The sequence below is a fragment of the Kaistella pullorum genome, assembly GCF_014837035.1.
GTDB classification, from domain to species: Bacteria; Bacteroidota; Bacteroidia; order Flavobacteriales; family Weeksellaceae; genus Kaistella; species Kaistella rhinocerotis.
This window is the reverse complement of record NZ_JACSPS010000002.1, coordinates 782,477-794,312: the sequence shown is the minus strand read 5'-3', so window position 1 is coordinate 794,312 and position 11,836 is coordinate 782,477. Positions and strand designations below refer to the sequence as shown.

At 43.2% G+C, this 11,836-nt stretch carries 15 protein-coding genes; 7 read left to right on the top strand and 8 right to left on the bottom strand.

All coding sequences use genetic code 11. The annotated features are described in order from the left end of the window. Positions 1–79: 79 nt before the first annotated feature. Positions 80–847, bottom strand: coding sequence for a DUF3108 domain-containing protein (locus H9628_RS08055; RefSeq protein ID WP_251833610.1), 768 nt, complete (start codon positions 845–847; stop codon positions 80–82). 133 nt (positions 848–980) lie between these two features. On the opposite strand from H9628_RS08055, the gene H9628_RS08050 reads away from it, so the two are divergent. Together H9628_RS08050 and H9628_RS08045 are read left to right on the top strand one after the other, a co-directional pair. Continuing rightward, a complete protein-coding gene (locus tag H9628_RS08050; protein WP_251833609.1) occupies positions 981–2,033 on the top strand; it encodes an NAD(P)/FAD-dependent oxidoreductase in 1,053 nt (350 codons plus the stop codon). Between the two features lie 62 nt (positions 2,034–2,095). Then, positions 2,096–2,428 carry a 2Fe-2S iron-sulfur cluster-binding protein gene (locus H9628_RS08045; protein WP_251833608.1) on the top strand — a complete coding sequence of 111 codons (333 nt, stop codon included), beginning with the start codon at positions 2,096–2,098 and terminating at the stop codon, positions 2,426–2,428. A gap of 93 nt (positions 2,429–2,521) precedes the next feature. On the opposite strand, the gene H9628_RS08040 is transcribed toward H9628_RS08045, so the two are convergent. The 5 genes from H9628_RS08040 to H9628_RS08020 form a co-directional block, all read right to left on the bottom strand. Next, positions 2,522–3,058, bottom strand: a complete 537-nt coding sequence (locus H9628_RS08040) for a DUF4256 domain-containing protein (RefSeq protein ID WP_251833607.1) — start codon at positions 3,056–3,058, stop codon at positions 2,522–2,524. 138 nt (positions 3,059–3,196) lie between these two features. After that, on the bottom strand, positions 3,197–3,697 hold the full coding sequence (locus H9628_RS08035) for a VOC family protein (protein WP_251833606.1): 501 nt from the start codon (positions 3,695–3,697) through the stop codon (positions 3,197–3,199). A gap of 33 nt (positions 3,698–3,730) precedes the next feature. Then, positions 3,731–5,173: an aminoacyl-histidine dipeptidase gene (locus tag H9628_RS08030; RefSeq protein ID WP_251833605.1), complete on the bottom strand. Its 1,443-nt coding sequence runs from the start codon at positions 5,171–5,173 to the stop codon at positions 3,731–3,733. Positions 5,174–5,234: 61 nt separating this feature from the next. Then, a complete protein-coding gene (locus H9628_RS08025; RefSeq protein ID WP_251833604.1) occupies positions 5,235–5,741 on the bottom strand; it encodes a hypothetical protein in 507 nt (168 codons plus the stop codon). Positions 5,742–5,764: 23 nt separating this feature from the next. Continuing rightward, complete coding sequence (locus H9628_RS08020; RefSeq protein WP_251833603.1) at positions 5,765–6,370, bottom strand: LURP-one-related/scramblase family protein; 606 nt, start codon at positions 6,368–6,370, stop codon at positions 5,765–5,767. A gap of 74 nt (positions 6,371–6,444) precedes the next feature. Here H9628_RS08020 and recR point away from each other — a divergent pair, with 74 nt between their 5' ends. The 3 genes from recR to H9628_RS08005 are packed head-to-tail and all read left to right on the top strand — an operon-like array spanning position 6,445 to position 8,741. After that, on the top strand, positions 6,445–7,056 hold the full coding sequence (gene recR / locus H9628_RS08015; RefSeq protein ID WP_251833602.1) for a recombination mediator RecR: 612 nt from the start codon (positions 6,445–6,447) through the stop codon (positions 7,054–7,056). Positions 7,057–7,074: 18 nt separating this feature from the next. Then, on the top strand, positions 7,075–7,905 hold the full coding sequence (locus H9628_RS08010; protein WP_251833601.1) for a glycosyltransferase family 2 protein: 831 nt from the start codon (positions 7,075–7,077) through the stop codon (positions 7,903–7,905). Beyond that, positions 7,902–8,741, top strand: coding sequence for a glycosyltransferase family 2 protein (locus H9628_RS08005; RefSeq protein WP_251833600.1), 840 nt, complete (start codon positions 7,902–7,904; stop codon positions 8,739–8,741). Before H9628_RS08010 ends, H9628_RS08005 begins: the two co-directional genes overlap by 4 nt. Before the next feature lie 42 nt (positions 8,742–8,783). Here H9628_RS08005 and secG read toward each other — a convergent pair whose 3' ends face one another. After that, entirely contained in the window at positions 8,784–9,134 is a 351-nt protein-coding gene (gene secG / locus H9628_RS08000; RefSeq protein ID WP_251833599.1) for a preprotein translocase subunit SecG, read from the bottom strand. A gap of 160 nt (positions 9,135–9,294) precedes the next feature. On the opposite strand from secG, the gene H9628_RS07995 reads away from it, so the two are divergent. Together H9628_RS07995 and H9628_RS07990 are read left to right on the top strand one after the other, a co-directional pair. Next, on the top strand, positions 9,295–11,142 hold the full coding sequence (locus H9628_RS07995; protein ID WP_251833598.1) for a PAS domain-containing sensor histidine kinase: 1,848 nt from the start codon (positions 9,295–9,297) through the stop codon (positions 11,140–11,142). Positions 11,143–11,146: 4 nt separating this feature from the next. Further along, positions 11,147–11,512, top strand: coding sequence for a response regulator transcription factor (locus H9628_RS07990; RefSeq protein ID WP_251833597.1), 366 nt, complete (start codon positions 11,147–11,149; stop codon positions 11,510–11,512). A 17-nt stretch (positions 11,513–11,529) separates the two neighbouring features. Here the strand turns inward: H9628_RS07990 and H9628_RS07985 are convergent, their stop codons facing one another. Then, positions 11,530–11,784: a hypothetical protein gene (locus H9628_RS07985; protein ID WP_251833596.1), complete on the bottom strand. Its 255-nt coding sequence runs from the start codon at positions 11,782–11,784 to the stop codon at positions 11,530–11,532. Positions 11,785–11,836: the final 52 nt, after the last annotated feature.

Here is an 11,836-nt window from a genome sequence, read left to right as displayed (position 1 = left end):
GAAATTTAGTTTGCTGTGTATAAGACAGCAAAGCGCCTCATTTTGTTACAATGAGGCGCTTATTAAAAAGGATTATTTTCTATTTCGCAAATTTCAGAGGATATTTTACGTTTTTGTAGGATTCCAGACTGGCTTTCAGCGAACCCACCGCCAGTTCGGCTTTGATGGCTATCGGTACATAATTCCGGTCGTTGCTCACCCAGAGTGTGACGCCTTCCTTATCCCGAAAGACCCGGCCACTCATCACCTGCGGAACAATTTTCAGACAGTTGATGGTACCGAATTTCGTCCTGATGTTTTCGGTTCCCACCACTTTCACCTGAAACGGGAAAAGTTCGTCATCAATCCATACATTAAGTTTTTTAACGCTTCCGACCTTTAATTCAGACTGTTCCAAGCTTCTTAAGTAGTAAAATGCTGACAGCATGTCCTGTACACCTTTCACAGATTTCATATTCCTCGAAGAATTTTTCTCCTTATCAGTAAGAATCAGCGTTTGGCTGTCATGATTAAAAACCGTCTGCAAGTGCTGTGTGTACCCGCCTTCCTGCACATTCCGCACGTAATAGCTGGGCAAACCTGTTCGGTAATTGATGTAACTTTCGTAGTTGTCTTCTACCTTAAAGAACGCTCGCACAGCCCCTGTAGTACGTCCGTAACCTTTTACATAAATATGCGGCTGGCCCTTGTAATTGGTTTTCTGGGCAGAAAGAGTTGCTGTACCTGCATTAAGTAAACCGTAATGTATTCTATAGTTTAAAACCTCACCGGACTGAATATTATCTAATTTTTGGGAAAACCCGAGGGCAAAAAAAAGGATGCCCCACAAACTAAAAAAATTTCTCATGCACATAGATTTGCAAATAATTTGCCACAAATATAAAACATCGGCTGGTACGCCGTTTTGACGCACATGTCCATATTTGTCGCCCGGCTCTTTTCTATTATTTTTCTTAAATTTGCCGAACTAAATTTTAAATATGATTTCTACTGATATATTGATTATAGGTGCCGGCCCGACCGGTCTTTTTGCAGTTTTCGAAGCGGGTTTGCTGAAGATGAAATGCCACATTATTGATGCACTGCCCCAGCCGGGCGGTCAGCTTACAGAACTTTACCCAAAGAAACCTATTTTCGATATTCCAGGTTTTCCCTCGATCAACGCAGGGGATTTGGTAGATAATCTGATGGAACAGATCAAGCAGTTTCAGCCTGGTTTTACTTTGGGTGAAACAGCACAGACACTTACAAAGCTTGAAGACGGCACTTTTGAAGTAATAACGAACAAAGGTACTGTTCATCACGCAAAAGCAGTGGCTATCGCAGGCGGATTGGGTACTTTCGAACCAAGAAAACCCACGATTTCGAACATCGACCAGTACGAGGAAAAGGGTGTGGAATATTTCATTAAAGAACCCGAACATTTCCGCGGTAAAAAAGTGGTGATAGCAGGTGGTGGTGACTCTGCACTTGACTGGAGCATTTTTCTGGCTAACGTGGCTGATGAAGTGACTTTAATTCACCGCCGCAACGAATTCCGTGGCGCGCTTGATTCTGTAGAAAAAGTGCAGGCGTTAAAAAATGAAGGTAAAATAAACCTGATAACGCCCGCAGAAGTGGTTGGAATCAAAGGTGACGGTAAAGTTTCTGCGATTACGATTGAAAAAGAGGGCGAATATTTCGATCATGAAACCGATTATTTTATTCCACTGTTCGGTCTTACACCGAAACTTGGTGACCTAGCCAACTGGGGCCTTGAAATAGAAAAGAATGCAATTGTTGTAAACAACGCGCTCGATTACCAAACGAACATTCCGGGTGTGTACGCGATTGGAGACATCAATACCTATCCCGGAAAACTCAAACTGATCCTTTGCGGCTTCCACGAGGCGACGCTGATGTGCCAAAGCGTTTACAATATGCTGAATCCGGGTAAAAAATATGTACTTAAATATACCACTGTAAGCGGAGTGGACGGTTTCGACGGTAGCCGGAAAGAAGCGGAAAAAGCCGTGGTGAAGAAGATTGAGTAGAGCCAAGGAATCAGTGACTGAACTCAATCAATAATTCAAAATCAAAAAATTAAAATTTTTCGATGCAGGATATTAATATAAAAATTACAGACCGACACGGTGAAACGCACGACATAGCTGCACCCACAGACATGTCGATGAATCTGATGGAAGTTATCCGCTCTTATGAACTGGCGGATGAAGGCACTATCGGCGTTTGCGGCGGAATGGCCATGTGCGCGTCCTGTCAGGTTTACGTGATCGACGGCGCAGAAAAACTGGTGGAAATGGATGCTGAAGAAGACGCAATGCTGAGTGAAGCTTTCCATGTAGAACCTAATTCACGCCTGAGTTGCCAAATCCATATCACGGAGCAGATTGACGGATTGGAGGTTCAGATCGCGCCATATCCGTAGGGTTTGAGTGTTGGAGAGCGGGAGAGTTTGAGAGTTTGGATTTATTGAATGTGAGTCTTTGACTGTTTGAGTTCGGTCAATAGAGTTTAGAAATTAAACCCGCAATTTTCCGCGAAAGCCTCGTGCGGCGTAGTAAGAATCGGCACCGTTGTGATAGATAAATACGTTTCCATACCGGAAATCGCCGAAAATGGCGCCACCAAGATTGCGGATGTCTTCGGGCGTTTTTAGCCAGCTCGATGTCTTATTATCGAAGCGTCCAAGGGTTTGCAGGAAGCGGTAATCTGTTTCATCCAGCAATTCTATTCCGATTTCAGCCGCGGCATCCAAAACGTTATTTTTTGGTTTATTCTCCTTTCTTCTTTCAAGCGCAGCTCTGTCATAACACAAACTTCGGCGTCCGCCGGGACTTTCGGTAGAACAGTCAATGAAGATGAACTCACCAGAATTTTCATCGATTTTTACGACGTCGGGTTCACCACCTGAGGACTCCATCTTTAATAAAATTTCAATTTTCTCCGGATTTGACCTTAATTTCTCCTCAATTGCTTTCCAATCGAGTTCATTACGCCGTTCAGGATGCGTGTTGAAGCGGTTTTCCAGTACTTTAAGAAATTCATCGTGAGTCATTGCATTATTTTTTATTTAAATGTACTTGACTTATTTTCAAATATTTATTTAAAATTAATTAAAATTTTAATTTGAAAAAAGCTCAATAAAAAGCTGTTCCCTTTTGAGAAACAGCTTTTATAAATAATTCAAACAGCCCTAATCTTCAGCGTCCAGTTCGCCGATGAGCGACCGTAAATCAAGTGGCCGCGTATACATGATGATACTACCGTCGGATTCATATTCCCACAAATCTTTCGGGCGGTCCCAATACAGTTCCACGCCGTTTCCATCGGGATCATTCAGATACAGTGCCTCCGAAACACCGTGGTCGCTGGCGCCGGTAAGCGGATATTCGGCCGCACGCAGACGCATGAAAATAGCCGCCAGATCCTTTCTTGTAGGGTACAGGATTGCGGTGTGGTACAAACCTACGCTATGCGGCGGGGCAGGTGGTTCATTTTTGCTTTGCCACGTGTTCAGACCAATATGATGGTGATATCCGCCGGCGGACAGAAACACTGCCTGGTCACCATAATACGTGGTCACTTCAAACCCGAGCAGATCACGGTAAAATGCAAGTGCACGTTGTAGATCTGCCACTTTCAGATGGATGTGGCCAATGCGCGTTTGCGCGGGAAGTGTATATCCGTTTGACATGATTTGTGTTTTTAAAATGACTTTAGAAACTTATTATTTTTTTGGGATCTCCTTTAAAATTTCTTTCAGGAATGCCCAGAATTTCTGTGCTGAAGGTATGTTCGCTCTTTCATCGGGCGAGTGCGCACCACGGATTGTCGGGCCGAAACTCACCATTTCCATTTCGGGATAGTTGGCGCCGATGATGCCACACTCAAGTCCTGCATGGCAAGCTACGACGTGCGGTTTTGCACCGAAATCCCGTTCGTAAAGTTTTTCCATCAGTTTTACGATGTCCGAACCCGGTCTTGGTTTCCAACCCGGATAAGAGCCGCTAAATTCCACTTCCATACCTGCCAGTTCGAAGACAGATTTAAGCTGTTCCGCTACTGCAAACTTCGTGGATTCTACAGATGAGCGGGAAAGGTTCAGTATTCTTAAATTACCATCCTTAAGCTCAACACGTGCGATATTGTTCGATGATTCCACCAAATCCGCGACGTCCGGACTCATCCGGAAAACACCGTTATGTGCAGCTTTCAGCGCTAAAATGATCATTCGCGAATCATTTTCACTGATTGCTTTGTCAGTACTTGAATAAGTTTCGATATTAACGTGAAGGTCTTTTTCGACGGCCGCGAATTCTTCCAGAATTGCATTTTTCAGCGTAGTGGCGCCTTCGATGAACTCCGCTGAATTCCGGACAGAGAGAATTGCTACTGCTTCACGTGGAATCGCGTTGCGCAGACCGCCGCCGTCTATTTCGATCAGTTGGATATTCTGAATTTCAACTCCTGTGTAAAGCAAACGGCCCAAAATCACATTTGCATTTCCGAAACCCTTATGGATGTCCATGCCGGAATGTCCGCCCTGCAGGCCTTTAATCTCAATTCTTACAATCTGTCCTTTAGATTCGGTGAGGTCATAGGTTTGCGATGCCGTTACATCCACACCACCGGCGCAGCCTATATCGATTTCGTCATCTTCTTCGGTATCCAGATTGAGTAAAATTTCGCCCTGGAGCTGACCGGGTTTCAGACCCATGGCGCCTGTCATGCCGGTTTCTTCGTCGATCGTGAACAATGCTTCCAGGTCAGGGTGTGCAATGTCATTACTTTCGAGAATACTCATGATGGCCGCCACACCCAGGCCATTGTCTGCACCCAGCGTGGTTCCTTTTGCTTTCAGCCAGTCACCATCCACTTCCATTTCGATTCCCTGGCTCTCAAAATCGAATTGTATATCCGAATTTTTTTGGTGAACCATGTCGAGGTGAGATTGCAGGATCACTGTTTTCCGATTTTCCATACCCGCAGTTGCAGGTTTTTTGATGATCACATTTCCTACATCGTCAACCATGGTTTCTAGTCCCAGGTTTTCACCAAAATTCTTTATAAATTCTATTACTTTTTCTTCTTTTTTTGAAGGTCTCGGAACCGCATTCAATGCTGCAAAGTTTTTCCAGACGATTTTAGGTTCTATTTGAGAGATATCCATATTGGTTTTTATTTAAATCAAATTTACAATTATTAAAAGGCTTCAAACTCAAAATAAGTTATTAGCAGCCACATTCTCCGTAGATTGGGCTCAAGGTTTTCTCGCCTGTTTTCTTATTTTCAACGGTCATTTGGCCGCTAAACATCATCACTTCTTCCTGCTCGCTCAGTTTCTTTCCGGTCATTTTTACTTTAAAATCACCGTTTTCAATCGTTTTAGTGAAATTTGAAGGATCAAAATCGCCTTCTTCCATCGGAATTTTTATCATTTTACCGGCAATCTGAACGTACGCACTGTTTCCGTAATCATCCACATAGATATACCGCTCGTTTTCAAAATTCTCTTTCGTATCGCTGAAATAGCACGAACAGCCTTCCACCTGCGGCGGCATCCCGAATTTATCGAGTTTCAGGGTGCTTATAGCTGCAACGGAATCCGCAGGAACGGGCGCTGTGACAGCGATACTATCTGTGGTCGTGTTTTCTGTCACGGCAGGTTCTTTCGAACAGGATTGCGCAGTTAGCAATAAAATCAAACCAAAAAAAATTGTTTTTACGGTATTCTTCATTTTTGAAATTAAATTTTTAAAGTTTAGCCCCGGCTTCTTTCTAAAAGTACCATCATCAATAAGCTGAGGATTACCAGCGATTCATCTTCACCATCAATATCGATCAACCGATCAAGCTGAAAGCGGCGCCCGAACAGTGACGGCATCTTTTTGAGCCTGAAATATTCTTTACCTGAGCTGTCTTTTACGGTGTAAGACGGATTAAGGAAATAACCTGAAAACATGCCCACGACAGGAATCTCACCGATGATGCCATCGATGACTTTTATCCACGCATTATCCTCATTGATCTGATATTTGGTCTGATCGTTTTCATCGTAGATGTCATATTGAGACTTCCAGAGGGAGCGCATTCCGCGCCGTGCCATACGCCCGAATTTCTTGCCTGAACCAGGTTCTGTGATGGCGTAGGAGGCATTAAAATCAATCCATTGATTTGCCTGGATGCGAAACATCTCCTCCGCACGCCGTTCGTCACTGAAAACGATCACGTCTTCTTTTAGTTTGAACATTTTCTGCCGCACATACGCCACGTAATTGCCGTTGTTGTCGGTAATGTTGAAGTCGCTGGAAAGGGTGGTGATTTTGAACTTGAAATCCAGCGGATAGTTGAGATTTTTAAGTACCATAGAAAGTATTAACCTCAAAGATAATAAAAGAGGGGAAATTTGTGCTGTGAGGGATTAAATTTTATTTTTGTGGAATGGACTATCCGAGTAAGGTTTTAGCGAAAGCAGTAGAAGAGATTTCCGGGTTGCCGGGAATTGGCAAAAAATCGGCTTTGAGGCTTGCGCTTCATCTTCTGCGGCAGCCGCAATCTCAAGCTATTGCCTTGGGTGATTCTTTGAAAAAACTTGTGACAGACATTAAGTATTGCCGGGATTGCTATAACTTTTCGGATACTGAAATCTGCGAGATTTGTTCTGATCCGAAACGCAGCGAAGATACGCTGTGCGTGGTGGAAGATGTACGCGATGTGCTTGCGATAGAGAATACCGGAAAATACCGCGGAAAGTACCTGGTGTTGGGGGGCAAAATCTCCCCGATGGAAGGTGTGGGACCCAACCAGCTGAATATTTCGGCTCTCGGCCGCAAGCTCGAATCTGGCAGTACGAAAGAACTTATCTTTGCGCTCAGCGCCACGATGGAAGGTGATACCACCTCTTATTATATTTTCCGCAAATTTAAGAACCTGAATGTGAAGTTTTCAACCATTGCGCGCGGAATCTCAGTAGGCGATGAGCTGGAGTATGCTGACGAAATTTCGCTCGGACGTTCGATCCAGAACCGTTTGCCTTATGAGGAAAATGCATAATTCTTTCTAAATTTAAATTTGAAAACGCACGAAGTGACTGATCTGATTTCGGTAATAATTCCGGTTTACAATGCTGAAAACAGCATCGGAACTACTTTGGACTCTGTGCGGAAACAGACTTGGAAGGGAAGTTTTGAAATTATCATCATCGACGATGGGTCTACGGACCGCAGCATTGCGATTGTGGAAAGTTTCCGTTTAAATAATCCGTCTTTGGACATAAAAATCGTCCGCCAGTCAAACCGTGGAGTTTCGGCAGCCCGAAATAGAGGTCTGAAGATGGCCACGGGAAATTTTCTAGCACTGCTGGATGCTGACGACGTTTGGCTCCCGGAAAAAACCAAACTTCAAATGCATTATTTGAAAAACGATTCCCTAGATATCGATTTTCTATCATGCGTGCGCGTGGGTCACCGCGTGAAATTTCCCTATTCCGCAGATCAAAATGGTCTGATACCGGTTACTTTTCAAAAGTTGCTGCTTCGGAATGAAATTCCAACCCCGACGGTTATTTTTAAGAGAAAAATTCTCGAAAACACGGGCTTTTTCAGTGAGTCGCACAGGTTTGCGGAGGATCATAATTATTGGTTGAAGATCGCGCGCAAAAACCGTATGTTTATTTTGAATAAAGAACTGGTCGTTGCCGGCGGCGGAAAAAGGTCTTTCGGCGCAAGCGGATTGTCTGGAAATCTCCGGGAGATGGAAAAGGGTTTCCAGAAAACACTGGTTGAGATGAAGGAATTGACATTTTTAAGCCCTTCGCAATATATTTTCTATAAAATTTTCTATTCTTCAAAATATATTTTAAGACTTGCGCGAAACCAGTATTATAAGCTAAAGGGAAGATGAAAGTATCGATAATAATTGTCCATTACAACGTGGCTTCGCTTCTGCGCAAGTGTCTGCAATCCCTCGCAAGATATGCGCAGGATGTCAGCCATGAGGTGATTGTAGTAGATAACCAATCGCCGGATGCGGAATGGAAAGATTTGATCAAAGAATTTCCGGATGTAAGGTTTATCGAAGCTGAAAAAAATGCCGGCTTCGCTGTGGCGAATAATTTAGCTGCAAAAGAAGCAGGTGGTGAATACATTTTACTTTTGAACCCCGACACCGAATTTGAAGGATATTACCTCAATGAAATTTTAGATTTTGCGGACAGTAAGCCGCGTTTTGGTGCGTTGGGTGTCCGTATGCACGATTCTCAGGATCGTTTCCTGCCCGAAAGCAAGCGTTCTGTACCTGATATGTTCAATTCTTTCCAAAAACTTTTCGCAGGATTAAGCCGCAACAAAAACCGAAAAACCTATTATCGTAATGATATTGGCGAATTTGAGATTGCGCAGGTCGAGGTTCTTACCGGCGCCTTTTTGCTGATGAAAACCAACGTTTATCTGGAAGTTGGCGGTCTGGATGAGACTTACTTCATGTACGGCGAAGATATCGACCTGTGTTACACGCTGCTGCAGAAAAACTACACAAACTGGTACTATGGAAAGGTTTCGATCTTACATCACAAAGGCGAAAGTACCGTGAAAGATCATACTTACCTGGAAAGGTTTTATGGCGCGATGCAGATTTTTGTGGATAAATACTATAAGACAAAGACGATTCAGCATGCCTTTCTTTCAGCCGGTCTTAAGCTGAGACACAGGATCGAGCTGCGCCGTTACCAAAAAAAATGAGACCCCTTTTGGAGTCTCACTGTATATTTTATTGTTTGCTGATTAATTTCCGGCTGGCGTAGCTGGAAGTGTCGCAGGGCTGTTCGTTCCAGGCGCAGTTTGAGGAGCCGGGCTTTCAGTTCTAGCCGGAGCTGCTTGCTGTGGAAGCGCGATTGACGGTTTTGCTGTAAGAATTACACTTAAAAGGATAAGGAAAACAATACTTCCGCCTAAGATCCAAGTTGCTTTTTCCATGAAGTCATTGGTTCTCTGTACGCCAAACTGCGCTGAAGATGTTCCGCCGAAAGTCCCGGAAAGGCCGCCACCTTTGGGGTTTTGTGCCATAACGATGATGATTAGCAAAACGCTCAGGATCATGATGAGGATCATGAATAAGGTAAATATTGTGCTCATTCTGTTTTTAAATATTTTTAAGAGTTTGCAAATATAATATTTTTTTCCCTTGGTGAAAGAATAATATATAGAATGCATCGCGGGCTAATCGGAAGATTTATTTTAACTGGTAAAAGAAGAATTGCATTCATTTAACATAAAATATGCTAAATTCGTATTTATGAAAAATCTTCTGCTCAAACACGTCAATTTCGATTCGCTTATTACGCTTTTCAGCCAAGCGCCTGTTGCCCTGGCGATGCTGATGGGTGATGACCAGAGGGTGGAGGTTGCCAATAATAAAGTACTGGAACTCTGGGGCAAGGATGAAAGCGTGATTGGTCTGCCTATTTTGGAGGCACTGCCCGAAATTCGTGATCAGGAATTCCCAGGTATATTAAAAAACGTCTATGAAACCGGAATACCGTTCAAAGGTGACGGTGTTCTGGCAAAGCTTGTTCGCAACGGCATCATCACAGATTGTTATTTTGATTTCGTTTATTCACCGATCCTCGATTTTGGGAAAATCACCGGTGTCAGCGTAGTTGCGACTGAAGTAACGGAAAAGGTGAAATCTGAGTTAAAATTGAGTGAAAGTGAATTGCGGTTCCGGAATCTCATGGAGATTTCCGACTATTCTACCGCTATTTATCGCGGAAGTGATCTTGTGATTGAATTTGCCAATAAGCAGATGATCAAAACCTGGGGCAAAGATTTATCGGTAATAGGTAAAAAGTTGGAGGACGCGCTGCCGGAACTTGCCGGTCAGCCTTTTGTACAGATCTTACACGATGTCTACAATACGGGCCGGTCATACGTGGCCAAAGAAGACAGGGTAGATTTAGTGGTAGACGGGGTACTGCAGACGTTCTACTATAATTTTTCATACAAAGCACTTCGCAATCAATATGGTGAGATCTACGCTATAATGAACGTTGCGATGAATGTAACCGAACTGGTGCGCGCGCGGGAAAATCTTCGTTTGCAAAGCGAAGAGTATAGCACGCTAGCTGAAGCGATGCCGCAAATGGTGTGGACAGCTACCGCTGAAGGTAAAATAATCTACGCCAATAATAATATGTGCACAAGTTTGGGTTGTTCGCCCGAAGACCTTGTGAGAGAGTATTTTGCGACATTAATCCATCCGAATGACGTGCGCCAGCTGAAGCAGGAGTGGAAGACAGCGTCATTAATGAAGCAGGATTTCGAACTTGAATTCCGCATGCTGGAAGCTACTACCGGCAAATATATGTGGTTTCTCAGCCGGGCGAAACCTGTGATTGTGGATGGCGTCATCACAAAATGGGTAGGAACTTGTACGAATATCAATGAATTTAAAAATTTATCAACCCAAAAAGATACTTTCCTTGGTATTGCGAGTCATGAACTGAAAACGCCATTAACCTCGCTAAAACTATACGCCCAGGTTTTGGAGCGGATGATGGTCAAAAGTGGCGACGAAAGGAATGCAGATTTAGCCCGTAAAATGGATCTGCAGGTGGTCAAACTCACCTCACTGATCTCAGACCTGCTTGATGTGACTAAGATAAACGCGGGCAAAATTCATTTGAATGAAGATTATTTCGGTTTCGATGAATTGATAAAAGAGACCATTGAAGAGCAGCAAATGTCGACATCGAAAAAAATTGAAACAAACTTTGATGTTATAGGTACGGTATTTGCTGACAAAGAGCGGACCGCGCAGGTAATGACGAACCTGATCTCTAATGCGATAAAATATTCTCCGGCAGCGGACAGAATAATTGTAAGCAGCAAGGTGCAGGACAACAATGTGATTTTTTCAGTGCAGGATTTTGGCATAGGGATGCCAGCCGATAAGTTAGAGAAAGTTTTCGACCAGTATTACCGCGTAGCTGAAGACCAAAACAATACATTTCCCGGCTTGGGCCTCGGCCTTTACATTGCCGCGGAAATCATAGAAAGGTCAAATGGTAAAATCTGGGTTGAGAGTGAACTGAATAGGGGCTCTACATTTTATTTCTCTCTCCCTTTAGCTCATAATGATTGAAAAAATGCACGCAAAAAAGATAGCGATTGTAGATGACGATACGTCAATTTTAGATAGTTTAAGTGTAATGCTCGATTTTGAAGGCTTTGAAGTAAAAGCTTTTGAACGCGGATCAGATATCTTCTCGATGCTTGAAACACGTTTGATTCCTGATGTAATCATGCTCGATATTTCGCTGGCCGGAGAAGACGGACGTGATATTTGCAAAAAACTTAAGCAAAATGAAGTGGCCAAAGACATCCCAGTAATTATGATGTCGGCAGGGCGCGAAATGAAGGATGAAGCCTTAAATTCCGGCGCATGCGAATTCATTGCGAAGCCATTCGAGCTTGAGGATGTAGTGGGCAAAATCTACCAACTGACAACCTAATATTATTTTTTTGAATTTTAAACCCTTACCACGTCAAAGTTGAATGACGTGTTAAAATTCATTTGGAAGTTTGAGTTGAGTCTGTATTTCAGCTTTTTCGAAATTTCGCTCAGCAGATTGAAATAATCTGTCTTTTCCAAATCATCATCCAGCAGCTGTTGACTGTTCAGCAGGATGCCGCTGTCATCAAACCTGATGTATTGTAAACCGTACGTGGTGTGCAGTTTTTCCAGGAATTTAAGATCTTCTAGAGAGAGTATATTTTCAGACATGATTTCAGTTTTAGTTAATACAGTTTAACAATTTTTATGCCTTTTGTCTTTA